This is a genomic window from Chloroflexota bacterium, assembly GCA_016887485.1.
Classification (GTDB): Bacteria; Chloroflexota; Anaerolineae; order Anaerolineales; family Anaerolineaceae; genus Brevifilum.
Genome location: CP069394.1, coordinates 1,164,678 through 1,190,995, shown reverse-complemented (window position 1 = coordinate 1,190,995; position 26,318 = coordinate 1,164,678). Strand labels below are relative to the sequence as shown.

General features: G+C 53.3%; 20 protein-coding genes and 1 riboswitch. Of the genes, 12 read left to right on the top strand and 8 right to left on the bottom strand.

Going from position 1 to position 26,318, the window contains the following annotated elements; genetic code table 11:
• Positions 1 to 7: 7 nt before the first annotated feature.
• From JR338_05400 to JR338_05390, 3 genes are read right to left on the bottom strand one after another with little or no spacing between them, the layout of a single operon-like run.
• A complete protein-coding gene (locus JR338_05400; GenBank protein ID QRN84176.1) occupies positions 8 to 1,246 on the bottom strand; it encodes an aminopeptidase P family protein in 1,239 nt (412 codons plus the stop codon).
• A gap of 25 nt (positions 1,247 to 1,271) precedes the next feature.
• Positions 1,272 to 2,639 carry an L-seryl-tRNA(Sec) selenium transferase gene (locus JR338_05395; protein QRN84175.1) on the bottom strand — a complete coding sequence of 456 codons (1,368 nt, stop codon included), beginning with the start codon at positions 2,637 to 2,639 and terminating at the stop codon, positions 1,272 to 1,274.
• A 33-nt stretch (positions 2,640 to 2,672) separates the two neighbouring features.
• Positions 2,673 to 3,071, bottom strand: coding sequence for a hypothetical protein (locus tag JR338_05390; GenBank protein QRN84174.1), 399 nt, complete (start codon positions 3,069 to 3,071; stop codon positions 2,673 to 2,675).
• A gap of 138 nt (positions 3,072 to 3,209) precedes the next feature.
• Between JR338_05390 and JR338_05385 the strand changes: the two genes are divergently transcribed.
• The 8 genes from JR338_05385 (at position 3,210) to JR338_05350 (ending at position 15,076) form a co-directional block, all read left to right on the top strand.
• Positions 3,210 to 4,028, top strand: a complete 819-nt coding sequence (locus tag JR338_05385) for a Fumble domain-containing protein (GenBank protein ID QRN84173.1) — start codon at positions 3,210 to 3,212, stop codon at positions 4,026 to 4,028.
• Between the two features lie 106 nt (positions 4,029 to 4,134).
• Positions 4,135 to 4,248, top strand: a riboswitch (SAM riboswitch).
• A 97-nt stretch (positions 4,249 to 4,345) separates the two neighbouring features.
• The gene (gene metH, locus JR338_05380; GenBank protein ID QRN84172.1) at positions 4,346 to 7,873 is read left to right on the top strand and encodes a methionine synthase; all 3,528 of its coding nucleotides are present in this window, start codon (positions 4,346 to 4,348) and stop codon (positions 7,871 to 7,873) included.
• 18 nt (positions 7,874 to 7,891) lie between these two features.
• The gene (locus JR338_05375; GenBank protein QRN84171.1) at positions 7,892 to 9,763 is read left to right on the top strand and encodes a bifunctional homocysteine S-methyltransferase/methylenetetrahydrofolate reductase; all 1,872 of its coding nucleotides are present in this window, start codon (positions 7,892 to 7,894) and stop codon (positions 9,761 to 9,763) included.
• 91 nt (positions 9,764 to 9,854) lie between these two features.
• Positions 9,855 to 11,063, top strand: a complete 1,209-nt coding sequence (locus tag JR338_05370; GenBank protein QRN84170.1) for a DUF3048 domain-containing protein — start codon at positions 9,855 to 9,857, stop codon at positions 11,061 to 11,063.
• 1 nt (position 11,064) lies between these two features.
• Positions 11,065 to 11,799: a metallophosphoesterase family protein gene (locus JR338_05365; GenBank protein ID QRN84169.1), complete on the top strand. Its 735-nt coding sequence runs from the start codon at positions 11,065 to 11,067 to the stop codon at positions 11,797 to 11,799.
• Positions 11,800 to 11,932: 133 nt separating this feature from the next.
• Positions 11,933 to 12,922, top strand: coding sequence for a DUF4349 domain-containing protein (locus tag JR338_05360; protein ID QRN84168.1), 990 nt, complete (start codon positions 11,933 to 11,935; stop codon positions 12,920 to 12,922).
• Between the two features lie 134 nt (positions 12,923 to 13,056).
• On the top strand, positions 13,057 to 13,695 hold the full coding sequence (locus tag JR338_05355) for a helix-turn-helix transcriptional regulator (protein QRN84167.1): 639 nt from the start codon (positions 13,057 to 13,059) through the stop codon (positions 13,693 to 13,695).
• Positions 13,679 to 15,076 carry an MFS transporter gene (locus JR338_05350; protein QRN84166.1) on the top strand — a complete coding sequence of 466 codons (1,398 nt, stop codon included), beginning with the start codon at positions 13,679 to 13,681 and terminating at the stop codon, positions 15,074 to 15,076. Before JR338_05355 ends, JR338_05350 begins: the two co-directional genes overlap by 17 nt.
• 99 nt (positions 15,077 to 15,175) lie before the next feature.
• Here JR338_05350 and typA read toward each other — a convergent pair whose 3' ends face one another.
• The 5 genes from typA to prfA form a co-directional block, all read right to left on the bottom strand.
• Positions 15,176 to 17,041 carry a translational GTPase TypA gene (typA, locus tag JR338_05345; protein QRN84165.1) on the bottom strand — a complete coding sequence of 622 codons (1,866 nt, stop codon included), beginning with the start codon at positions 17,039 to 17,041 and terminating at the stop codon, positions 15,176 to 15,178.
• A gap of 237 nt (positions 17,042 to 17,278) precedes the next feature.
• Positions 17,279 to 19,621, bottom strand: coding sequence for an alpha-galactosidase (locus tag JR338_05340; protein QRN84164.1), 2,343 nt, complete (start codon positions 19,619 to 19,621; stop codon positions 17,279 to 17,281).
• A gap of 2 nt (positions 19,622 to 19,623) precedes the next feature.
• Positions 19,624 to 20,250: a threonylcarbamoyl-AMP synthase gene (locus JR338_05335; GenBank protein QRN84163.1), complete on the bottom strand. Its 627-nt coding sequence runs from the start codon at positions 20,248 to 20,250 to the stop codon at positions 19,624 to 19,626.
• A gap of 56 nt (positions 20,251 to 20,306) precedes the next feature.
• On the bottom strand, positions 20,307 to 21,143 hold the full coding sequence (prmC, locus tag JR338_05330; protein ID QRN84367.1) for a peptide chain release factor N(5)-glutamine methyltransferase: 837 nt from the start codon (positions 21,141 to 21,143) through the stop codon (positions 20,307 to 20,309).
• A 4-nt stretch (positions 21,144 to 21,147) separates the two neighbouring features.
• Positions 21,148 to 22,209, bottom strand: coding sequence for a peptide chain release factor 1 (gene prfA, locus JR338_05325; GenBank protein ID QRN84162.1), 1,062 nt, complete (start codon positions 22,207 to 22,209; stop codon positions 21,148 to 21,150).
• A gap of 167 nt (positions 22,210 to 22,376) precedes the next feature.
• On the opposite strand from prfA, the gene JR338_05320 reads away from it, so the two are divergent.
• The 4 genes from JR338_05320 (at position 22,377) to JR338_05305 (ending at position 26,314) form a co-directional block, all read left to right on the top strand.
• On the top strand, positions 22,377 to 23,408 hold the full coding sequence (locus JR338_05320) for a histone deacetylase (GenBank protein ID QRN84161.1): 1,032 nt from the start codon (positions 22,377 to 22,379) through the stop codon (positions 23,406 to 23,408).
• Between the two features lie 9 nt (positions 23,409 to 23,417).
• Positions 23,418 to 24,149 (top strand): histidine phosphatase family protein, encoded by a 732-nt coding sequence (locus tag JR338_05315; GenBank protein ID QRN84160.1) that lies wholly within the window; start codon positions 23,418 to 23,420, stop codon positions 24,147 to 24,149.
• Between the two features lie 20 nt (positions 24,150 to 24,169).
• Positions 24,170 to 24,817, top strand: a complete 648-nt coding sequence (locus JR338_05310) for a GNAT family N-acetyltransferase (GenBank protein ID QRN84159.1) — start codon at positions 24,170 to 24,172, stop codon at positions 24,815 to 24,817.
• 189 nt (positions 24,818 to 25,006) lie between these two features.
• Positions 25,007 to 26,314, top strand: coding sequence for an HlyC/CorC family transporter (locus JR338_05305; protein ID QRN84158.1), 1,308 nt, complete (start codon positions 25,007 to 25,009; stop codon positions 26,312 to 26,314).
• The last annotated feature ends 4 nt before the right edge of the window (positions 26,315 to 26,318 follow it).

Sequence of the window (26,318 nt, the reverse complement as noted above, 5' to 3'; positions counted from 1 at the left end):
TTTTTCACTACCTTTCTGCCATTGGCAGAACAAGCTGCTTGGGATAGTCCACAAAGCATTCAAACCTGCCATCCGGTGTGACATAGTAGGTGTCTTCCAGCCGGACGCCCATCCCCTTTTCGGGATAGTAGAGCCCGGGTTCAACGGTGAATACCGAACCGGGGACCAAAGCGTTGGTTGGGTCATCCGGGCGGCTGAACCACGGTTTCTCATGGATGTTCAGCCCTACGCCGTGGCCCAAAGAATGGACATAGCCGCTTTCGGTGGCCGGATTCTGGCGGATGGTGGGATGTCCCTGTTCTTCAAACAGGTCACAGGTCCGGCTTTGGAAATGGGCGGCATTCACGCCAGCCTTCAGTTCCGAGACGACCTGGTTATAAACCGATTTGACCTGGTCATATACTGCCTGGGTTTCTGCGGGAGCATAACCGAGGCACCAGGTTCGGGTGAAGTCATAGAAATATCCGCCGCCTTTTTCGCATGGGAAAATATCAAAGACAATGGTCTTGCCAAGTTGGATCGGGTCACTGGGGGTGCCATTGCTGTGGGGGATGCCCGCATCGCGCCCAATGGCGAAGATGGTGTCTTCGGGGTTTTCAGCACCCAGTTCAGCCAGCCAGAGGTTGATCAACCCTTTGACCTCACCAATGGTGAGCGGAGAGCCGTCTTCTTTGACCAGGGTTTCATCTTCGACCTGGTGATGGGTGAGAAATTCCGCCACCCTTGAGACCACTGTGCGTACGACCACAGCCATAGCTCGGATTCGTTCAATCTCGGCTGTGTCTTTGGTCGCCATAGCCTGCAGCAGGACTGCGTCCTCCAGGTCACCCTTGAAGGTCAGACCGGGGAGCAATTCCTGAAGCTTGCTGACGAGAGTGTAGTGCTTGCCAACCTCGGAGCGGCCGTAGAGCAGCACAGTGCCCTCCGTGAGGCCGACCTGTTCAAAAATGGCTTTATAGAGCAGCGCTTGAGCTAAAATTCGGTCGCCCTTGGCGGCTTCCAGCCGTTCCTTGAGCGGGAATTGAGTGTAGTTAACGGTCTGCAGCCCGGTACGGGCGGCTTCTTCACGTTCCATGGGGGCATGACACAGCACCATCGGTTTGCCGACCGGTTTGATCACATCTGCCATGGTCATATGGCCGCCGCCTGTCAGGTAGACCATCGCGGGGTTATGCTGTGCGGGCCCGGTCACCCAAAGGCCGGCTGCTTTATTATCGATGAGGAGTTGGTCGATCTTAGATTTCATGTGATAGGTTCCAATTCATGATAGTTTATGGCCTGGTGTTGTCCCAGATTTGTTTTAGATTTTGCAGGAAGGTCTTTTCCTGTTCGACGAGTACTGTGCGTGGGTCAAAAAGCACCTGGTCGTTCTCGATCCGGGCGATGATCGGTGGCTGCACATCACGCAAGGCACGCAGGAAAACATCCGGTTTGGCGGGGGTGAGAGTCAGCGTGTAGGTTGGCATTTCCTCAGTGGGGAGGCTGCCGCCGCCCACGGTGGACTTGCCGGGCCGCACTTCACCAAAGCCCAGTGTTTTTTGCCATTGCTCCGCTCGAGCCTGAATGATGCTGAGCGGCATGGCGACCATTTGCCAGATCGGCACTTCACTCAACGCTTCGTTCTTGAGATAATGCAGCAAATTGGCACTGACACCCGTGAGGGTCAGCTTGCCCGCCCGCAAAGCCCGGGCAAAGGGATGGGTCTTGACCGGGGCGAGCAGTTCCTGCTTGCCGATGATGATGCCAGCTTGCGGACCGCCTATTAATTTATCACCGGAGAAGCAGACCAGGTCACAGCCCGCCGCCAGCGATTCCTGTACGGTGGGCTCATGGGCCAGCCCGAATTCGGCGGTATCCAGCAGTGCGCCCGATCCGATATCGTGCACCACGGGGACGCCATGCTGGTGGGCAACTTCCACAATTTCAGCCAGTTCCGGCTCGCTGTGGAAGCCGATAAGTTTGAAGTTGGAGTGGTGGGCAATCAGGATCAGGGCAATATTGCCCTCATTCAGGGATTGCTCGAAATCTCGCAGGTGAACCCGGTTAGTTGTACCGATTTCCACCAGATTCGCGCCGGATTGGCGCATCACATCAGGGATGCGGAAACCGCCGCCAATTTCCACTAATTGGGTGCGTGAAACAAGCACGTTCTTCCCGTTTGCCAGAGCCGCGAGCGTCAGCAGGACGGCACCAGCGTTGTTATTGACCACGAAACCGTCTTCCGCACCGGTGAGCAGGCTCAGGATGCGCCCGGCATGGACGGACCGCTTGCCGCGTTTGCCGGTGGTCAGATTGAATTCAAGGTTGGAATAACCGGTCCCGATATCTGAGATGGCCTGCCGGGTGGCCTGGCTGAGCGGCGCTCGACCCAGGTTGGTATGTAGGATAACGCCGCTGGCGTTGATCACCGGGACCAGGGTGGGCGCGATCCAGTCTTCCAGCTGCTCACGGATCAGATCGAGAATTTCGGGGTTGGTGGGAATGGGCTGCTCTTCATTAATCGCCGCTTGACGCAGCTCTTCCAGCACCGTGCGAACGCTGGTCAGCGTGAGCGGACGGCCAAAGGACTGGATGATTTCCAGAACTTCAGGCTGACGTAGAAGACGATCAATCGAAGGTAATTGGCTCAGATCGGGCATATCGGTGTTTTTGGACTTGATTTATTTTGTTAGTTAGCGGCTCGGGTTCCAGCGGCTGCGCTCAAAGAGGCGGAGCAGGAACTCGATCAGGACGAAAACCCCCGCCAGGATCAAGGCCATGCCGGTGGTCAGCACCCGTCCCAACTGGAGCCAGGCAACCGTGCTGCCAAAGACACCGACCCAAAGCGACTGGCGCAGGATGACCATATCATCCACCGGGGGATCGGCAGGGAAACGTTTATGAAGAAAATAAACGATCGGGATGGCCGGACCGGTCAGCGCGAGCACGCCGAGGAAAAAGAAAGCCCAGCGTGGTCCCAAAGTGGGGACGGTGCCGCGGATGACGAGCAGGAGCCCAAGCCAGCCGATGACGGTCAGGATGATCGAGAGAGGTAAGAAGCTGCGGAGGAATTTGAATAAGCCGTTTTTCATATTGTTTTCCTTAATTTCTAATTGTAACGCATTAATCTCTCCAAATAAACTGTAACAGTTCGTATATCCGATTAATTTAAGCGTAAAGAAGGGTGATGAGGTAAAATCGTTCAAATAACGGAAATAATGGAGAAATTAATGACGGATATGATCCTGGCAGCAGACATCGGCATGACTAATATTGACCTGGCCCACCAAACCGCATCAGGGGTGACGCATAAAATGCTGGCAAACCCCCGATTGGACGCAGAGGGGCAGCTTAGGCTAGCGATTCAAGAGGCTGGTGAGCTGGCTGCGGGAACGCGAATTGGCGTGACAGGTGGGCGCTATCGTGACTTGCCTGAGAGCCTGGATGGATTCGCCATTCATAAGGTGGATGAGATGCTGGCTGTAGGGCTGGGTGGGCTGGCATTGGCCGGTCGCAAGCAGGGATTGGTGGTCAGTGCGGGTACCGGCACAGCGATGGTAGCAGCCCGCGGACGAGAAGTGCACCATGTCACTGGTTCGGCTGTCGGGGGTGGAACACTTTTGGGCTTATCCAAATTATTGCTGGGAACGGATGCCCCCCGCGAGATTGACGAGTTGGCACTGGCAGGAGATGCGGCCGCCGTGGATATTATGCTGCGGGAAGCTGTCGGCGGTCAGGTGGGGCGGCTGCCGGAAGAGGCCAATGCGGTGAACCTGGGCAAGCTGGACCGCGAAGAGACCATCACGCGAGAAAATCTGGCGGCCGGGCTGGTACGCCTGGTGGCGCAAGTGATTGCTGTGATCGCGATCAACGCTGCTAATGCGGAAGGGTTGGATGAAATCATCCTGATCGGACACCTGATGGATCTTGAAGCAATTCGGCATGAGATCGCTCTGGTGGGGACCTTTTATGATAAGGAATTTATCGTTCCTGAGAACCCGGGTTTCGGCACCGTGACCGGTGTGCTGGAAGCGGTCGGCAGAGAGTAATCATCAATTAATCAAAATAATGAGCTAATTCCAACACCTATTCTCATTGCCGATTCTTGCCAAATTGACTTTCGTATCCTATTGTGATAGACTTTGTCTGATTGAAAACTCATCCAGAGAGGTGGAGGGACCGGCCCGTTGAAGCCTCGGCAACCAGGATCTGGGATCACAGGTGCCAATTCCGGCAGCCCCCGAAGAGGGTGGATCTGGAAGATGAGGTGTATGAACCATTTGTTCATTTCCGCCTCTCATCTTGTTTTGAGAGGCGATTGATTTAATTTTGAAAGCTGCATGGCGCAGGCTGGGAGGATTGAAGCATGACCTCAGAAAATAATAAGAGATTCACCAACCGACGTTACCTTGATGCCATCGACCGGGGTGTTGTTCTTTTTGATGGCGCTATGGGCACCAACCTGGACCGGCAGCACCTGACCGTTGAAGATTTTGGCGGAGAACGCACCGCCGGTTGTAACGATTATCTGGTCATTACCAAACCGAGGGCCGTTGAAACGGTGCACCGCAGCTTCATGGAAGCCGGTTCGGATGTGATCGAGACGGATTCCTTCCGCTCCAATCGCCTGACCCTGGCGGAATTTGGCCTGGGTGACCGCGTTAATGAGATTAACCGCGCGGCAGCCAGTCTGGCGCGAAGGGTGGCGGATGAATTTAGCACACTGGATAAACCCCGCTTTGTGGCCGGTTCAATGGGCCCCAGCGGTAAATTGATCTCCACTGAAGACCCCGAAATGTCGAATATCAGCTTTGAGGAACTGGCGGATGTCTTCCGCGAGCAGGCTGTGGGCTTGATTGAGGGCGGGGTGGACCTGCTCTTGATCGAAACTTCGCAGGATATCCTCGAAGTCAAGGCTGTGATCCAGGGGATTCACGCGGCTTTTGAAGAGACAGGTGAAGTTCTGCCCATTCAGGCGCAGGTGACACTGGATACCACCGGCCGGATGCTGCTGGGCACGGACATCGCCGCTGCCCGGGCTATCCTGGAAGAGATGGGCATTGATGTGATCGGTCTTAACTGCTCGACCGGCCCGGATTATATGCGGGAACCGATCCGTTTCCTGACCGAAAATTCCCGGCTGCCGGTTTCCTGTATTCCCAATGCCGGCTTGCCTTTGAACGTGGACGGCGAAGCCGTTTACCCGATGAAACCCCAGCCTTTTGCTGACCTGATGCTCGAATTCGTCAATGATTATGGCGTTCGGGTGGTGGGGGGCTGCTGCGGTACCAGTGAAGATCATATTGGCCGGCTCAATGAAGGGCTGGACCGCGGACACGCCAAACCGCCCGCACTACCGGCGGAGCCGATGCTGGCTTCCCCAGTGCAGGCCGTGCCGATGCACCAGGAACCTGCACCTTTCCTGATCGGTGAGCGGCTTAATTCGCAGGGCTCCCGCAAGTTCAAACGGCTGATCATGGAAGAGGATTATGACGGCATCGTGGAAATGGCCCGTGCCCAGGTGGATAAGGGCGCGCATGGTCTGGATGTCTGTGTGGCGCTGACGGAACGCTCCGACGAGGATCAATTGATGCGCAAGGTGGTCAAACGGCTGGCGAATGCCGTGCCGGTGCCGCTGGTGATTGACACAACTGAGGTTGATGTGCTCGAAGCAGCCCTGGAATCCAACCCCGGGCGCAGTTTGATCAACTCCACGCATCTCGAATCCGGCCCGGAGAAAGCCGGTAAGATCTTCACCCTCGCCAAACGGTTCAATGCGGCTGTGATCGTGCTCACGATTGATGAGGACGGCATGGCGAAAAGCGCTGACCGTAAGGTTGAAGTGGCGGAGCGGATTTATAACCTGGCGGTGAATGAATACGGCTTGCAAGCCGAAGATCTGGTCTATGATGACCTGACCTTTACGCTGGCGACCGGTGATCCCGAACTGCGAGATTCGGCCATCCAGACGTTGGAAGGCATCCGTCGGATCAAGGAAGCTTTCCCCGGCGTGCTGACCTCGCTGGGTGTGAGCAATGTCTCTTTTGGCCTTTCACGACCAGCGCGTGCGGTGTTGAACAGTGTGATGCTCTATCACTGTGTGGTGGCTGGCCTGGATATGGCCATTGTGAACCCGGCTCATATCAAGCCCTATGCGGAAATCGCTGAGGATGAACGCAAGCTGGCTGAAGATTTGATCTTCAACCGGGATGACCAGGCGTTGGCCCGGCTGATCACTTATTTCGAATCGGTGGAAGACAGCGGCGAACAGGACAGCGGCGATTCCGATCTTGCTGAAATGACGCCTGAGGAACGGCTGCACTGGCGGATCTTGCGCCGGCATAAGGCAAATGTTGAAACGGATATTGATATCCTCCTGAACCGCGACCCTGACCGCCCCAAGGGTGAAACAGCCGTGGAAATCCTCAACACGGTGCTGTTACCCGCTATGAAAGATGTCGGCGATAAATTTGGTGCAGGTGAATTGATTCTGCCTTTCGTGCTGCAAAGCGCGGAAGTCATGAAGGTGGCTGTTAATTATTTGGAGAACTTCCTCGATAAGCAGGAAGGCACGACCAAAGGCAAGATGGTGTTGGCAACGGTTTATGGCGATGTTCATGACATCGGCAAGAACCTGGTCAAGACGATCCTCTCCAATAACGGCTACACCGTGGTGGACCTGGGTAAACAGGTGCCCGCGGAGACGATCATTTCCCAGGCTGTTGAAGAAAAAGCCGATGCGATTGGATTGAGCGCATTGTTAGTTTCTACCAGCAAGCAGATGCCCCTGATCATTAATGAGCTTGACCGGCGCGGGTTGAACTTCCCGGTGCTGGTTGGCGGTGCAGCGATTAACCCTCGCTTTGGAAAACGAATTCTGTTGACTGAAGCCGGTCATTACTATGAGCCGGGCGTGTTCTACTGCAAGGATGCCTTTGAAGGGCTATCCACCATGGATGCGCTGATGACCCCGGATAAACGGGAAGTGCTGGTGGATGAAATTCAAAAATCCGCCGATTACGAATTAGGCAAGGATCTGCACAGCACACGAAGTGTGCCTCGTTCCGTGCGCAAGAACGTTGTCACGGTTCTAGATAAACTGCCTGAGCCACCATATTGGGGGGCAAGGGTAGTCCGTGATATGCCCTTGGAAATCGTTGGCGAGCATCTTTCATTAAATGAACTCTACCGCCTTTCCTGGGGTGCCAAGAACGCCCACGGTGCGGAATGGAAGAGCCTCAAGGCTGAGTTTGAAGAGCGCCTGGTGCGGATGCGCAAGGCCGCGGAAAAAGAAGGCTGGCTGCAGCCGCAGGCAGTCTATGGCTATTGGCCCTGTCAATCGGTGGGCGATGAGCTGCTGGTTTACGATCCAGACACACTGCAGGAGGCTGAGCCGGTCGTGATTGAGCGCTTTGCCTTCCCACGACAGGAGGGCGGCGAAGGGCTGAGCCTGGCGGATTATTTCGCTTCAAAGAAATCGGGTAAGATGGACGTGGTCGCTTTCCAGGTAGTCACGGTGGGAAAGAATGCCACGAAACGCTTTGAGGAATTGGAAGCCGCTGGTGAGTATGCTGAGGGCTATTACCTGCACGGGTTGGCCGTCCAGATGGCGGAAGCCACAGCAAATTATATGCATGAACATATCCGCCGGGAGCTGGGCCTGGAGCCCAACCGGGGCAAGCGATATTCCTGGGGCTACCCTGCGATTCCCGAACTGGAAGACCATGTCAAGGTCTTTGAATTGCTTCCCGCCGAGTCGGCTCTGGGAATGACCCTGACGGCGGCCTATCAATTGGTCCCTGAACAATCCACCGCTGCGATTATTGTCCACCATCCGGATGCCAAATATTTCAATGTTGGCACCAGCCGGGTGGAACAATTGCTGGGTGATTAATCCAAATTGAAGGTTATTATGAAAAAAGAAGAGAGAAAATTTATCCGACGTTTGACCCAATCTGACAAGCCGATCATTTTTGATGGCGCAATGGGGACGCTTCTGCATGAACACGGCGTGGATATTGATGAGTGCTTTGACGAACTAAACCTGCTAGACCCGGCTGCGGTAGGTGAAATCCACCGTAATTATATTGCTGCAGGTGCCGAAGTGATCAAGACCAACACCTTTGGCGCAAACCGGACCAAGCTCGAGCGGCATGGCATGGATGACCAGGTGGATGTGGTGAACACCGCCGGGGTCAAGCTGGCCCGCAGGGTGGTGGAGGCCTCCTTCAAGGACGTGATGATCGCCGGGGATATTGGCCCTTTGGGACTGCCCCTGGCGCCCTTTGGACACATCCAACCGGAAGATGCTTTTGAGATCTATCAGGAACAGGCCCGAGCCTTGATTGAGGCTGGTGTGGATGTGATCCTGATTGAAACGATGGTGGACCTTTACGCGGTACGTGAAGCAGTGCGGGCAGTGCATTCCATAGATGAGACAATGCCGGTGATCGGATCGATGACCTTCACCCGTGACCGGCGAACTCTCCTGGGTGACACCCCGCAGGAAGTGGCTGAACAAATGGACAGCTTCGGCGTGGACGTGATTGGCGTGAACTGCTCCGGCGGCCCTGCTCAACTGCTGCGGATTTTAAAACAGATGAAAGGCGCAGTGCCGGATGGACGTTTCTGCGTGATGCCTAACGCTGGCTTCCCGGAACGGGTTGGCGGCCGGATCATGTATCCTGCCGGGCCGGATTATTTTAAGGATTATGCCCTGGCCTTTTGGCAGGCCGGCGCGAATGTGATCGGCGGCTGCTGCGGCACCACGCCGGCGCATGTCAAGGTGATTGCTGAAGCGATCTCCGGGGCACCGGAGGACTTTGCCGTGGTGCAGCTGGCTGAGCTGGAAGGTGTGCGGTCCACCGAGATGGAACCGGCTGAGGGACCTTCCGGATTGGCGCAGAAGCTGACAAAGGGTGAATTTGTGATAGCTGTGGAAATGGACCCACCTCGAGGACTATCCACTCATAAGCTGATCGCCGGTGCTTCTTTGCTGGCGGATGCAGGCGCGGATGTGATTGATGTGGCCGATAGTCCGCGTGCCCGGATGCGGATGAGCCCCTGGGCGGTCTGTAACCTGATTCAGAAACAATTCGGCATTGAAACCACCCTCCACTTTCCCACCCGTGGGCGCAATTTATTGCGGGTGCAGGGTGACCTTCTGGCGGCGCATGCGATCAATATTCGCAATGTGTTCGTGGTGATGGGTGACCCAACAGCGATTGGCGATTATCCCGATGCGAACGATTCCTATGACATGGTACCGACCGGCCTGATCCGGCTGATCAAAGAAGGTTTCAACACCGGAGTGGACCATGCCGGTGGTGAGATTGGTCAGCCGACGAACTTCTTTGTGGGCGCCGCGCTGAACCTCTGCCCCAGTGACCCTGACCGGGAAATTCGGATCCTGCGGAAGAAGCTGGCTGCCGGTGCGGATTTCTTCCTGACCCAGCCGGTCTTTGAAGTGGATAAAGCCCGCGAATTCCTGGCTTATTATGCTGAGCGCCATGGTGAACTGACCACACCGCTGCTGGCGGGTGTGCTGCCATTGGTGACAGACCGCCACGCGCGCTTCCTGCATAACGAGGTGCCAGGGATTGTGATTCCCCAGGAGATTCAGGACCGGATGGCCAATGCGGGCGAGGATATGATTGGAGAAGGGAAGCGGATCGCCGTGGAATTGATCCAGGAGATCCGGAAGACCTTCCAGGGTGTGTATATCATCCCCTCGTTCAACCGCTTTGATATGATTGCAGAGATCATTGAGACAGCGAAAAAATAAAATCTCTTGGCAAGTTCCGAATTAATCGGAAAAAATGCCAATTGACGCAACTTCTGGGTGTTGGGGTAAAATTGTGCCCAGAGGTGAACCTATGAATCGAAACAAACGTTATACGCTTTGGTTAGTTTTGGCACTCCTGACCACGATCCTCACGGCTTGTGGTCAGACTGGTTTATCGGAAGTAGAAATGGCAGGCACCTATGCCGCGCAGACGATTGCTGCGATGCCTTCCGCTACCGAAAAGGTTGTGCCAACCGAAACCGCCACTCCAGAACCGACAGCAACTTCTACGCCCACTCAGGTACCAACGGTTGGTGCCGTGGGCCCAGCAGATTTTCCCGAGGGGGTTAATCCTTTGACCGGATTGATGGTTGATAATCCAGAGAATTTGAACCGGCGGCCAGTATTCGTCAAGGTGGCGAACTACCCGGCAACCGGTCGGCCACATGCCGGCCTTTCATCGGCTGATATCGTCTTTGAATACTATATCGGCTATGGCAGCAACCGGTTTATTGGTGTTTTTTATGGCGAGAATGCCGACCAGATCGGGCCGGTGCGGTCCGGGCGGTTGGTGGACCCGCAGTTGGTGAATATGTATCAGGGCATCCTGGGTTTTCAGGGTGCGTATGAGACGATTTTGACCAAGATCGTTGATTCGCTGGGTGTTCGCGCCATCAGCGGCACGGGCAATGCCTGCCCTGCGATTTGTGATAACGGTGATAGCACGGTTATCAGTATTTTTGCCAACTCCGCTGAACTGACGGCACTGGCCTCACGACGCGGTGTGGATAACCATCAGTACACGTTGGATGGCATGGCTTTTGATCCTGTGGCGCCTGCCGGCGGCTCGGAAGGGACGGATGTCCTGGTGCAGTATTCCAACCTGGACCGGGGCGAATGGGTCTTCGATATTCCCACAGGCAAGTACCTGCGATTAATTGAGGATACAACCGGCTCTGAACTCCAAATGGTCCCCCTGACGGATCGTAATACAGGTGAACAGCTGGCTTTCTCTAATGTGGTTGTGCTTAATGCCTATTACACGGAATATACCGCCGCGATGCATGATATTGATATTTGGGGGAACACGACCGGGCGCCCAGCTGTGATCTTCCGCGATGGTCAGGCTTATGAGGTGACCTGGAAAGCCACCAGCAATAACCAACCCATCCAATTCTTCGATGAAAATGGCGATCCATTCCCATTGAAGCCGGGGAATACCTGGATGGCCATCATGGGCATTTATTCCAACGCTACCCAGACGGAAGGCGATTGGAAATTCATTTTCAATCTGCCATAAAATGCGAACCCTGATCCTTTCGGACGTTCATTCGAACCTGACGGCGCTGCAAGCCGTGCTTGATGATGCAGCGCCTTTTGATCGTGTGTTTTGTCTGGGGGATGTGGTGGGGTATGGGCCGGATCCGAATGAGTGCATTGACGCTCTGCGGGAATTGGCTGAACTGGCCTGCGTCAAGGGGAATCATGACGCGGCAATCCTGGGTGAAATTGATATTCACGCTTTCAATAATGATGCTCGGGTTTCTCTGGAATGGCTGGTTTCCCAGCTCACCCCCGAGAACTACCGCTGGCTGCGTGAACGCCCTGAGAAACTTGAAATCGATGCGTTCACGCTGGCACACGGCAGCCCGCGCAACCCAGTTTGGGAATATGTGATGGAGCTCAGCATCGCCAGGAGGAATATGGATATGTTTGATACCCAATTCTGTCTGGTTGGGCATACGCATATCCCCTGTATTTTCAAGATGGATGACGAGACTGCGGATTCCACGAATCTCTACCTGATCGGCCCCGATCAGCCGTTTAAATTGAATTTGAAGTCCATTGTGAACCCCGGATCGGTGGGGCAGCCCCGAGACCATAACCCGCTGTCATCATATATGATCTACGATGACCAGGAAGAACTGCCCTGGGTTTATCACCGGGTGCCCTATGACGTCGAAGCGGTACAGGAGCGAATTTTGGCGGCTGGTTTGCCAGTGCGGCATGCGGCCCGGTTGAGCGAGGGCTGGTGAGATAGACGGATTTCAGTGATAATAAATGTTCCCTGGATGGGTAATTATCCCATCAGGGAACTTTTTTTATACCTAGAGCGTCAAAAAAAGTATAAAATAGTATGGATAAGCTCGTTCTGAAGAAAAGGAGAAAATGATGAAGAAGAGAAATATCTTACTGGTCAGCATGATCCTGATAGTCGCCTTATTTGCCTCTGCATGCGCAGCCGCGCAATCCACTGCAGAAGATAAAGTGGGTTTTATGCCTGAGGCTGGCCTCGAAAATGAGTATGTCGTGATGGAAGAAGCGATGGAAATGGATGGCATGACGGCAGAGTCCCCTCGCAGTTATGACGCTGGAATGGGCGAATCAGCAGCAGCCACAGAGCGGATGGTGATCTACAATGCGAATTTGCGGATTGCCGTCGAAAATCCAACCACGTCACTTGATTCGATCATTGCAATGGCTGAGAGTGCGGGTGGGTTCGTGGTCTATTCAAATATCTACCAGTCCACCACCTCCAGCGGCAACACGGTGCCTTATGCCAATGTGACCATCCGGGTGCCTGCCGGGCAGTTGGATCCGATTATGACCGCTATCAAAGGGCTCACGCCGGAGCCTGAAGATGATGTCCTTTTTGAGAATGTGTCCGGCCAGGATGTTACTTCGGAATATACAGATCTCGAATCCCAGCTGCGTAACCTGGAAGCGGCCGAAGAAGCCCTGACCGCCATTATGGAAAAGGCGCAGGATACGGAAGACGTGTTGGATGTGTTTGATGAATTGACCTACTATCGGGGACAGATCGAATCGGTCAAGGGCCGGATGCAGTACCTGTCAGAATCCGCTGCCATGTCCGCCATTTCGGTGGAGATTGTTGCCAAAGAATCCCTGCAGCCCATTGTGATTGCCGGATGGGAACCGCAGGGGACGGTCAAGAATGCTGTGGAAGCCCTGGTGAAGGCCGGGCAGAAGCTCGTTGATATCCTGATTTGGTTCGTGATTTCCTGGCTGCCCTTCCTGGCCTTATTCGGCGCAATAATCTACTTCGTGGTCAGGATGATGAAGAAAGGCAAGGCCAAGCGTCAGGCCAAGAAACGGAAAGCACTGGAACAAATCCCGGATAGTAAACCTGAAAAGTAATCCAAACTAGAAGATCCTTTGAAGCGCTTCAGCAATGGAGCGCTTTTTGATTCCTTTAGGCATTGACAAATATTTCTGATCGCTGTAAACTAGTTTTGACGTTAAAAATAATTTTAACGACAAAGGAGATTTTTATGGGCGAAAAATATGAACAACAGCCATTATTCATCATCAAAGACCTTGAGACGCTTAAGGTGATGACAGACCCTCTGCGGATTCAGATCATTGAGATTTTGGGAGAACAACCGCAGACTGTTAAGTTTGTAGCAGACCAATTGGGTATGACCAGCAACCGGCTTTATTACCATTTCAACATGTTGGAGTCCACCGGGTTGATCAAAGTGGTTCGAACCCAGACTATCAATAACATTATCGAGAAATACTACTGGACTACAGCCAAAGAAATCATGGTCGATCAGGATATTGTCAACACAAATCCCGGCATTATCGCTGAAGACATTAATCGTATGATCGTCGCTGCTCTGGAAGCGACAAAAGAGGATATCGTTCGAAGCCTACAAGCATTGGATTTCTCATCTGATAAAGAGGAAGGTGGAAAATCAAGCGAGATCTCAATTATCCGGAAAAAGAGGCGGCTCAAAGATGAAGACTTTAAGAAAATGAGTCAGCGGTTCAAGGATCTTCTGGAAGAATTTGAAGCTTTACCAGAGGCAAAGCCCTCCGATCCAGATGCCAGAGTTTATAGTGCAGCTTATTTCCTTTACCCAAGTTTCTACTATGAGAATGATGAAAAAGATGAAGAAAATAAATAAGAAAAATAACTCTTTGAAAAGTATGCGGACCTTCCTCATCGTCCTGGTGGGGCAGGTCACCTCACTGATCGGCTCCGGGTTGATCGGCTTTGCCCTCGCAGTCTGGATCTATGACCAAACAGGGCAAGCCACGCCTTTTGCCATGACGGCTCTGTTCAGTGTGCTGCCTCGAATCTTGCTATCTCCCATAGCCGGTGCGGTGAGTGACCGCTGGAACCGCAAGATGATCATGCTGGTCTCGGATTCGCTGGCCGGATTGGTCACACTGGCAACGGCTGCACTGTTGTTGACCGGAACCATGGAAGTCTGGATGATCTACCTGATTAGCTGTTTGGAAGCGGTCTTTGGTGCCTTCCAGCAGCCGGCCTATTCCGCTTCGATTGTGATGATGGTGCCTAAGGAGCAACTCACCCGTGCCAACAGTCTGATCCAGATGGGAGATGCCATTCAAACCATTCTGACCCCCATCCTGGCGGGAGCGCTGTTGACCACAATTGGAATGGCGGGGATCATTATTATTGATATCGGTACTTTTCTGTTTGCCCTGATAACGCTGATTTTGGTTCATATTCCCCAGCCGGAGAATACGATGGAGATCTCCAAGGAAAAGCATTCCGTCTGGAAGGATGTGGCATTTGGATGGGGTTACCTGAAGGACCGCCCCGGCTTGATGGGTCTCCTGTGGTATTTTGCCCTGGTCAATTTCTTCCTGAACATTTCGGCAGTGATGATCGGTCCTCTGGTTCTGGCGATCGGTTCCGCCACCAGCCTTGGTGTCGTGCAGACCTTCCTCGGGGTGGGGATGTTGGCGGGCAGCCTGGTGATGAGCGTCTGGGGTGGCGTTAAGAAGAATCGGGTCGTATTCATCATGGTGTTCATCTTGCTCTCAACGCTTGGATTTTTCCTCGCTGGCAGCCAACCTTCAGTAGCCCTGATCGGCGCGGGTTTGTTTGTGGTGATGTTTTTCTCGCCCTTCGGAAGCAGCGCCAGTTCAGCCATGTTTGCAACCAAGGTCGCCCCGGAAATCCAGGGTCGGGTGATGGCCACCCGCAGTATGATCAGCATGTCTATGATGCCAATCGCTTTCCTGCTCAGTGGTTTTTTGGCGGATCATGTCTTCAACCCCTTGCTGGTTGAAGGCGGGAAGCTGGCGAGTACTTTTGTGGGTCGCTGGATTGGGGTCGGACCAACCCGAGGGATCGGGTTAATGCTGATCACCAGCGGGATCATCCTGTTCTTTGTCACCGGTCTGGCCTATGCCAATCCGAGAGTCCGCAAACTGGAAACGGAAATCCCGGACGCCGTCCCAGACCAGCCACAATCGTCTCCAGGAGAGGGATTACCGCAAGAGGTGGATGTCCCTGTCCCAGCCAGTAATTAATCAAAAAAAGAGATCTCCAACCGGAGGTCTCTTTTTATTTATTTAAGCAAACACTTCTTGCAAAAGAGAGAAGTTCAATGTAGCATGAAAGTCTCCAGCTTAATTTTCCACCTCAAGCTCTGCTTTTCTGGCTGTTTTGCTAAGTCGTCCACGCTCCCGAGCGTCAAGCAATTGTTTACGGATACGATATGCAAGCGGGGTAACTTCTAAAAGTTCATCCTTGCCCAGATACTCGATGGCTTCTTCAAGGCTCAAGTGTGTGGGGGTCGTTAATCGGATTTCTTTATCTGCATTGGCTGCTCGCATATTGGTGAGCTCTTTCTTCTTGCAGACATTAATATCCAGATCACCGGGACGCTGATATTTTCCAACCACCATACCGGCATAAACTGCCGTACCGGCTCCGTAGAACAAAATTCCCCGTTCTTCAGCATTCTTTAGGCCAAAGGTGGTTGTCATACCTGTCTCGAAGGCAACCAGGGAGCCGGATGCGCGCTCGCTGATTTCCCCGGCATGCGGTAAATAGCCATGAAAGAGTGTATGGATGACACCTTCGCCGCGAGTGGCTGATAGAAAGTGAGATCGAAAGCCCAGCAGACCGCGGGTTGGCACCAGGAATTCCAGACGTACGGTGCCGGTCGTGGTGTTAACCATATTTTTCATGACGCCACGCCGTGTTCCCAACATCTCAACGACCACGCCAACTGTATCCGGACTGGTCTCGATAAATACATCTTCGAAAGGCTCCAGTGTTCTGCCTTCGCCATCCTGCTTCAGGATTACATCAGGCTTCGACACCTGGAATTCGTACCCTTCCCGACGCAAGGTTTCAATCAGAATGGCGAGATGAAGCTCGCCTCTTCCGGAAACCAGGAAAGTATCTGGACTTTCGCCTTCGGCCACTTTCAGGGCCACATTAGTGCGCAGTTCATCAAAAAGACGCTGGCGCAATTTTCGGGAGGTGCCCCATTGGCCCTCACGTCCGGTAAAAGGTGACGTGTTGACTCCAAAGGTCATATGCACAGTAGGTTCTTCAACCTGAATAGGCGGCAAGGGTTCAGGGTGCTCCGGGTCGGTCAGGGTTTCACCAATGGCAATCCCTTCCAACCCAGCCAGGACAACGATATCTCCCGCTTGAGCGGAATCAACGGCGACCTGAGCCAATCCTTCATAGGTGTTTAAATAGCGAACACTTTCAGGCAGGATCTCACCATTTACCCGGACACGGGCCAAAGGCATGTTAACTCGCATCTGACCGGCATGAATTCGACCGATAGCCGTAACGCCGCGGTATTGATCGTAACCCAGATTGGTAACCAACATTTTCAGAGGCGCTTCGAGATCCACCTTTGGGCAGGGGATTTGGGTTAAGATGGCATCAAAGAGGGGTTGTAAGTTGGGGCCCAAATCCGGGGTAAGACCGGCCTGGGCGGTGACGGCATTGGCGTAAATCACCGGAAAATATGCCTGCTCCTCACTGGCACCCAATTCAATGAATAGATCAAAGGTTTGATTGAGCACCCGCTCTGTATCGGCATCTTTGCGATCCACTTTATTGATGACGACGATCGCGCGGCGGTCCAATTCGAGGGCTTTCTTAAGCACGAAACGTGTCTGTGGCATGGGCCCTTCAGCTGCATCCACCAGGAGCAGCACACCATCAACCATGTTCATGACCCGTTCCACTTCTCCGCCAAAATCGGCATGCCCGGGTGTATCAACGATGTTGATTTTGACATTTTGATTTGTTTTTTGATCCCAAATTTCGATAGCGGTGTTCTTGGCCAAAATGGTTATACCGCGTTCGCGTTCTAAATCATTAGAATCCATCACACGTTCGGCCACTTGTTGATTCGCGCGGAAAACATTGGCCTGTTTCAGCAAGCCATCCACAAGTGTGGTTTTGCCATGGTCAACATGGGCAATGATGGCGATATTTCTTAGATCAGTTCGTTCTGTAAGCATAAATCAATAAATCTCACTTAATAAAAGATAGGTTTGTTCCATAAAAAACATCGGCCAACCAGGCCGACGTTATCCGGCAAGCATATAATCCTATCCGATTGGGACGATTTTGGATAGTGGCAAATTGAAATTTGGGTACAATTTACATGGAAAAATTTTGATTTAGTGACACATGGACATGTAAAAAGATCACATTATCCCTGAAAACAACCAAACGAAAGGAATTTCTGCCCTTTTTTAATGAAGGAGGTTCAGCTTGCACTGATCGGCATCAGTCAGGTGGAGGGTGTAGATTCCGTCGCCCAAGTCCTCAATGGTGCATGGATTTCCATTGCAATGGGCAGAAGTGGGCTGCCAGGGCAGAGACAGGACGACATCTCCGGAGGCGTTCCTTTCCAATCTAAATGCGATAGACAATTCCTTTTCCCCATCCTGCCAGTCGGAAATTTCAACCCCTTGGGCGAGGTGCAGGCTGCTGCCCAAATAGGTCGGTCTATGGGGGGCAAAGGCACGGGCAGCCACAACGGCCACGCCATGAGCTGGGATTTTGGCAAATGTCAGTGGGCGATCAGGTCTGAGCAGCCCAATCTGACCGGTCCAGAATTCCCTCAGCCAATAGGATTGATTAATATCCAATTGATATTCTTCGCATGTGAAGGTCAGGTCTTTGGGAGATGCTTCCCAGTTGAACTTCGCCAGCAGGTGCCAGGGGCCTTCCGGTCCTTCCAGGTCCACTCGCAGCATACTGGGGAAATCCGTCTCGAAGAGGTCCAAAACCCGAGCACGCTTACCGATCACCGGAAGCAGAGCCTGGGCAATCGCCAGGCGGTCTTTTGGCAGGGCAGGCAGGTCATCCGATACCAACAGTGATCCCCCGGTCAGGCCAATCGCGGTCGTGAGGGTCTGCACTTCTGCCAGTGAAAGCCGGGTATCCGGTCGCACCAGCAGGCAGTCCGGGTCATTGACCCACCAGCGGCGGTGGAGCGGGGCGCGGGTGAGGATGTTATTAATGGCGTTGCGGGCGGAGGGCATGTGGGGTTCATTCTTTAGGATAATGCTGGCTGGTGGAAAATGCGGTTTCCAAAAGCCGCTGACATCGGCGCTGATCCGCATGGCTTCAAAAATGCCCAGCCCAGAGCCAAGGGGACAGCCGCAGCCCAACATGGTGATCTCCGGCCCGGCGGCTTCACGCAGTGCCTCCAATCCCATCCGCAGCACCTGGGCCCTGGAAAGGGTTGGGTCCTGATAGATACCTTCCAATGCCGCTGCATAAAGGAAGTCCAGTTTGAGATAGGTGAATCCCCAATCCTGCACAGCCGTGCGGATTACTTCCTGGGTATAAGCCAGGGCTTTTGGGTTGGTCAGGTCAAGGGCAAGGGTGAAGCTGTTCCAGACAAAGCCCGCGGTTACAGTCTTGCCATCGGCATCACGCAGCAGCCAATCCGGGTGTTCCGTCACCAGCCGTGCTTTGGGGTGAACGATGAAGGGGGCCAGCCAAACACCAGGGATCAGCCCCGCTTTTTTAGTCTTTTCAACCAGGGGTTTCAATCCCTTGGGGAAACCGGAGACAAAATCGTACCAATCACCGGGATAGGTCTCAAAGCCGTCATCAATCTGGAAGAGTTCCAGCGGCAATTCGGGTTTTAAGGCAATTACGGTATCGAGGTTGGCATCCAGCACCTTTTCGTCAATGTCCTGATAGAAGTGATACCAGGAGCACCAGCCCACGGGCACGGATTCGTCCTGCAACACGCCATGCAGCCGTCCAACCGTTGTCAGGTAGGGTCCCATTGGATCAGGATCGGCCAGATTGACAAAACTGAGCGCCAGCCAGTCGGTTTGGACGTTTGAGCCAGGTTTAATGTGGATATAGTCACCATTCGCCCAGGCTTTCAAGGAAGGTGTTGGGCTGAAAGTGGCTTCCAGGCTGCCGAACTGCGCCTTTTGGGAGAGGAAACCCGCCACCAGGCCGATTTTGTTCTGCTTGTCACCAACCAGGCCGTACATATCACCGGTGAAGGTGTTGCGTTTCTTGGGTTGTGGTGTGCCTGGGTTGACGACCATTGGATTTTGGAATCGCTTCAACATGGATTTGTTCTGTTGGTCACCCAGGCCAAAGGAACCTGTGCTGGACCAGGACTGCCAGCCGTTACTATAGAAGAACGGATCACTTGGGTTGATCTTTCCCAGATGCAGCTGCCCAGCCGGGATATCCAGCAGGTCCATTCGTATGAGCACGAGTTCTTTATCGCTGCTATTGACCAGTTCCAGCTGCAAAAAGGCCATTGGTTCCGCTATGGAAAGACCGCAGCGGACGATGAGCTGTACTTCTTTGAGCGTTGTCGCCAACCGGAAGGTGATCAGCCGCATGGGGCCGGCAGGGGCTTCCAGTATGGTGGGTTCTTCGGTTTCAAGGATGGACAAGGATTTTTCCAACAGTGGTTGTTCTTTGCCAAGAAAATCGATGATGGCGTTCACCCGGGTTTGGAAGGACGTCTCAGGGAAGTTACGAGACCGCAGGGTGAGAATACCTGAAAGGGAGGAGATGGATAGGCTGAAATCCTTGGTTTCGAATTCCATGATTAGTCCTGTCTGCTGAGATTTTGGAGGTCAGATAAGGAAATGGGGCCTTCCCTTAAGATTTTGTAATGAGGTGAGGAAACATCGGCTACGGTGGAGGCAGTGGGCCCAGGTGTGGGGCCTCCATCCAGGATAAGATCAACTCGACCACCCAGTTGTTTCAGAACATCCTGCGCATTGGTCGGGTTTGGGCCACCGGAGATATTTGCCGAGGTGGTCGCCAGCGGTCCGGTTTGATGCAGCAAGGCCAGGGTGAAAGGGTGATCCGGCATACGCACACCAACAGTTGGGAAAGCGGAAAGTTCCGGAGGTAGATTGGGGTGTTTGGGCAGCACGAGGGTGAGTGGCCCTGGCCAGAAGGTTCTGGTGATGGCTTCAACCTCTGCGGAGAGAGCTGAGACTAAAAGGGTAAACTGTTCCAGTGAGCCGATCAGTACGGGCAGCGCTTTTTCATCCGGCCGTTCTTTTGCCTGATAAATCTTTTTAAGCGCATCCGGATTGAAGGGATCTCCGGCCAGACCGTAGATGGTGTCTGTGGGAAAGGCGATCAGACCGCCCTCAGCGATGATCTGAGATGCTGTGGGTATTGCCTGGGGGTCACTTGCTGCAAGAATGGCTGTTTCGATCATGAGGTCATCCTTATAAACGCTATCAATGACCAATTCTAAACCATATTTGAGATAATCTAGGGGAATTCTATCTCAACCAGTCGGTCATTACCGGTCAGGTCTTGGTGGAGGTGGATTTCAGCAATGGGAAAAACGGATTTTGCCAGGGATAGGGTTTCAGCGCCCAGGCTGGATTCGATTTCAAGCAGGATGCAGCCCGACGGAGCTATGCGGCTGAGAGCCTGGTGGAGGAGTGCCTCGATCAGGTCCAACCCGGATGGACCGCCATCCAGCGCCAGTACGGGTTCCCACTGCGCCACGGGAAGGTCTTGCAGGGTGCGGGTCGGGATATAGGGCAGGTTGGCACAGATCAGGTCGAAAGGTCCGGACAGGGGCTGCAGCAGGTTGCCCTGAACGAGGGGGAAAGGTTTGTTAAAATGCTTTTGAGCATTTTGACGGGCTATACGCAGGGTAGGCCGGGAGATATCGATGGCGATCACTTTCGCCTGGGGCAATTCTGCTGCCAGGGTGAGGGCGATGGCGCCGGAACCGGTGCCGACATCGACGATTCGAGGGTGGTCCATTTCCGCTGCCAATGTGAGGGCTCGTTCGACCAGCAGTTCCGTCTCCGGGCGGGGGATCAGTACATTTGGTGAGACGATGAAGGACCGACCGAAGAATTCCCACTCACCCAGCAAGTGGGGTAAAGGAACACCCTGCAGGAGCTGATCTAAAGCTGCTTGCAGGGCGTGATGTTCATCTGTAGTAATTTCAAATTCAGGATGGGCGAGGACCCAGGCCTTGGGTTTATTCAGCAGATGGCTGAACAGGAGCAGGCTGATGTTACCCGGCGTTTCAAAATCATTTTCCGCCAGGGAAGTCTGGATGTCCGCCCGAATCTGCTTCAGGTTGATGAGTTTACTCCTCGACCAGGGCTAGTTTTTCCGCTTCGTCCACCAGCGTCAGTTCGTCGATAAATTCATCAATGTCGCCATCGAGGACGCCGCTCAGGTTATAGGATGAGAGGTTCACCCGGTGATCGGTGACGCGGCTCTGGGGGAAGTTGTAGGTGCGGATTTTTTCGGAGCGTTCTCCGGTGCCGATCTGGGAACGGCGGGTGGCTGATTCCTCGGCCTGGCGTTTGGATTCTTCAATCTCATAGAGACGGGCTTTGAGGACACTCATTGCGCGCATCTTGTTCTGCAACTGGGAGCGTTCATCCTGGCAGGCCACGACCAGCCCGGTGGGAATATGGGTGATCCGCACCGCAGTGGCGTTCTTCTGAACGTTCTGGCCGCCAGCCCCCGCGGATTTATAGACATCAATGGAGATATCCGAATCCGGGATGTTGATTTCAACATCATCCACCTCAGCCAGAACGGCCACGGTGACGGTGGAGGTGTGGATGCGCCCCTGGGATTCCGTCTCAGGTACGCGCTGCACCCGGTGGACGCCGGATTCATATTTCAGGCGGGAATAAGCGCCCTTACCTTTAATAATGAAGTTGGCTTCCTTGATACCGCCAATGCCGGTCTCGTGCAGGGTGATGATTTCAGTCTTCCAACCCTGGCGTTCAGCATAGCGGGAGTACATCCGGTAGAGTTCCGCGGCAAACAAGCCGGCTTCGTCACCGCCGGTGCCTGCGCGGATTTCCATAATGACGTTGCGCTGATCACGGGGGTCTTTGGGGACCAACATGCTCTTCAGCTCGTCTTCGAGGGTGGCCTGGTGTTCCTGGAGTTCTTCCATCTCCATTTCCGCCAGAGAGCGCATTTCTTCATCCTCTGCGGTTAGCAGGGATTGGGTTTCTTTGATCTTATCAAGCGTGCTTTGATAATCGCGCGCCTTGGTGACCAGGGGTTCGAGCTCCGAGCGTTCCTTGGAAAGCTCGATCGCGGCGTTATAGTCGTCGCCGACCTCGGTCAACTGCTGTTCGATTTCTTCGTATCGGTCAATGATACCTTGTAGTTTTTCAAGCATATTTGGTTCAATCTCGTTCAGGATAATGAAATTAACGTAGGGATTATACCACTTTCAGCGGCGAAGTGGCTTTCGTATAGGCAATTTAAAGTGTTCTTGGGATTATCAATAGTCCTGATGACCCAACCTGGTCAGGCCAGATGCGGTATACTATTGACTGCAACGAAATGATGGACGAAAAACAAAACCAAGTCTTCTATACTTATCAGGCAGCGCCGGAACATTCTTACCCCGGCCATCCCGAATCCCCTGAACGTTTCAGGGTTTTTGAGGATTGGCTGAGGGATTCATCCTTCCCAGGCATGCAACAATTGAATTATCAACCTGCGACCCTGGGCGACCTCGTCCTGGGACATACCCAGCGCATGCTTGAGGCTTTGCAGGAAGAATGCCGGTTTGGTGCACACGAGATTGAGCATGCGCCAACATATGTGACGCCTGCCAGTTTTCAGGCGGCGCTTGGTGCCGCAGGAGCGACCTTGGCCGTCAGCCGCAAAGTGATTAATGAGGATGGTGGTATGGGATTTGCCATCGTGCGCCCGCCAGGCCACCATGCTGCGCGGGAGCAGGCGATGGGGTTTTGCTTGTTCAATAACCTCGCGATCGCTGCGGCAGACGCTGTGATCAGCGGGGTGGGCAAGGTGGCGATCTTTGACTTTGATGCCCATCATGGGAATGGCATTGAGGATATCTTTTGGAATACTGAACAAGTGGGATACTGCTCAATCCATGAACAGGGGCTTTATCCGGGCACAGGGGAAATTGAAGCTGCTCCCCATGCCCCTGGACGGCTGATCAACCTTCCCGTCCCGGCTTTTTCCGGCACAAAGGTCTTTGAGCAGCTTTTTGATCAGGTGGTGACCCCCTGGCTGGAAGCATTTCAGCCTGATATGCTGTTCGTTGCCGCCGGATATGACGCTCATTTTTCGGACCCGCTCACAAGCCTCACCATGAATACCCAGGGCTTTTTCAACATCACACAAAAGCTGGTTGATTTGGCGGACAGGTTGACAGGCGGCAAAATGGTGCTTGCACTGGAGGGAGGCTATGATGCCCTCGCCCTGAGTGATAACCTCCAGGCTTCTCTGGCCGCGCTGTGTGGTGAGGATGAATATTCAGATCATTATGGTAAGGGGCCGGACCAATCCAGGACGATTGCGCCTTTGATTGAGACGGTTCGGAAAAACCATAACTTATAGGAGTTTATTTTGCTGCAATTTTATTTTATTCGTCATGGACAATCTCAAAATAACCTTACGATGGATACGGTGGATCGCAAGGATTACCTCTTCCAACGGGTGGAAGATCCCAAACTGACTGACATCGGAAAATGCCAGGCTGAGTTGGTGGCGAAATATTTAAACCGGCCGGAGCCCGAGGGTGGTAATGACCTGCAAAACCGTAAAGGCTTTGGGCTGACCCATCTCTACTGCTCGCTGATGACAAGGGCGATCCAAACCGCACTGCCCATTTCGCAGGAGACCGGCCTGCCGCTGGTGGCTTGGCCGGAAGTGCATGAAAACGGCGGCGTGTTCCTGGCCGAACGAAAAGGCGAAGAAATTTTGTGGATGGGATTGCCCGGTAAGGGGCGTTCCTACTTTGAAACCAATTTCCCTGAGCTAATCATCCCCGAAGATCTTCCGGAAGAAGGTTGGTGGAACAAGGACAAGGAACCGCGTGAGGAATATAGCGTCAGGGCGCGGTCAATTGTGGAAAAACTGCTTGAAGAACATGCCGGCACGAATCACCGGGTGGGCATTGTAATGCATGGCGGCATTTTCAGCCGGATCATAGGTGCATTCTTTGAGGTCACCTCGCAGTCCTATTGGATTCACATGAATAACACCGCCATCAGCCGGATTGATGTCCGAGATGATGGCCGGGCGATGTTGGCCTATCAGAATAAAGTTGATCATCTGCCAGATGATCTGATCACATAATCACGCGAAGTAAGGCTCAAATGGCAAAAAAACCTATTCAACCCGACGAGATCAGCTTTCGACCGGCAACAGAAGCGGATGCCAAAGTCGCTAGCTCTCTGATTTATGCGACCTTCCCACAGGTGGCCACCTTTACGATTGGTTTGGGCAGCGAAGACCGTGCCAAGGCAATTCTGGAAAAGGTTTTCACTATTCCCGGTCACCTATTGAGTTACGAAGAAATGACTTTAGCTGTCGTCCAGGGCCGCGTTGTGGGAGGTTTAGTGGCCTATTCAGCAAAAAGGCTGCCTAGGCTGGACCGGGTGACTGACCGCTTGCTCCTCAAGCAGTACAAGTTCCGGGGAAGGCTGGCCATGATCGTTCGCACCTGGCCGCTGGTCTTTATGAAGGATGCCAAAAGGGGGGATTATGTCATCGGTAATTTGGCCGTCAGGCCACAATATCGCGGGCGGGGTATTGGCGATCAGCTCCTGAAATATGCTGAAAAGCAGGCGAAGGAAGCCGGATCGCGTCGCCTGGCACTTCGGGTTGCCATTGAGAACAAGACGGCGAAAAAACTTTATAACGATTTTGGCTTCAAGACCACAGCGATGTACCTGGAAACAAACCGACGGGTGAAGGTGGCTGGGGCGGGGTATCGCTGGATGGTTAAAGAGCTTTCCCAATGATGCCATCTTCTGACGACCCTGTTCCTCCCCCTATACAGTCATTATTTCAGCTCCTAAATGCGTTGGAAATTCCCTGTCAGGTGAAGTTTGTTAAGAAACTGACGCCGCCCTTATACTCCCGAAACAACAGACCCAATGAAATCAACGGTAAAATAAGAGCAGTTGATTGAAAGGAAAGTCGTAGTATCAATGCCTATTTACGTCAATATCATTCTTATTTTTGTCCTCTTTTTCTTCAACGCGATTTTTGCAATGTATGAGATCGCGATGGTAGCTTCCCGGAAGACACGCCTGCAGCAGCGGGTGGAAGCCGGCAGTGTGGGTGCGAAACGCACACTGACATTATTAGCCGATCCTAACCAGCAGTACCTGTCCACGGTTCAGATCATGATCACGCTGATCGACACGCTGGCAGGCGGTATTGGTGGTGCCACTTTAGCTAATCCGTTAGCGCGGCAGCTGGAGCATATCTCCTTCCTGGCGCCGCAAGCTGAGTTGATCGCACTGATCCTGGTTGTGACGGTGATCACTTATTTCTCCATTGTGATGGGCGAGCTGATCCCCAAGCGACTGGCGGTGAGTAAACCAGAAGCCGTTGTCGTTCGGCTCTCGCCGGTCATATTTGTGATGACCAAGATCTTCCGGCCGCTCACCAAACTGCTTAGCATTTCGACCAACGTCGGCCTGAAAATCCTTCATATCAACACGGATAAGGGCCCATCCATCACCGAGGAAGAGATCAAGGGCTTTATTGATGAAGGCCGTGAGATTGGTGTGATTGAGGATGCTGAGCGGGATATGTTCTCAGGTATCTTCCGTCTGGGGGACCGGCGGGTGGAAGCATTGATGACCCCCCGCATGGAAATGGCCTGGATTGATGTGAATGCCCCCAAAGAGGAAATCTGGCAGCAGATCAAGGAAGTGTCGCACTCCCGGGTGCCTGTCGCTGAGGGCAATATGGATAATGTCCTTGGCTATATCCAGACCCGGGACCTGTTGGGGCATGACATGAACGATTCGGATTTTAACCTGCGGGATTACATTCTGGAACCGATTTACGTTCCGGAGAATATGCCCGCCTTGAAAGCGCTGGAGAACATCCAGACTAGCGGTGTGCATCTCGCGATGGTTGTGGATGAATTTGGCGGCATCACCGGCATGGTGACGGATTATGATATTTTAGAAGCAATTGTGGGTGAAATCCCCGAGGACGGCGCTGACAGAGATTACATGGCCGTTCAGCGTGAGGATGGCTCCTGGTTATTCGATGGGTTACTCGTCGTGGATGAACTCAAGGAACTTTTAAATATCCACGAAATGGTCGATGAGGATCGTGCAGGCTATCAGACCCTCAGCGGTTTTGTGATGAGCCAGCTGGGGCGAATCCCGAAGACTGGTGCGAAATTCACCTATGATAATTACGAGTTTGAAGTGGTGGATATGGACGGCCGCCGGGTGGACCGGGTATTGGTCACACCCATCGCCGAGGAAGCCTGATCAG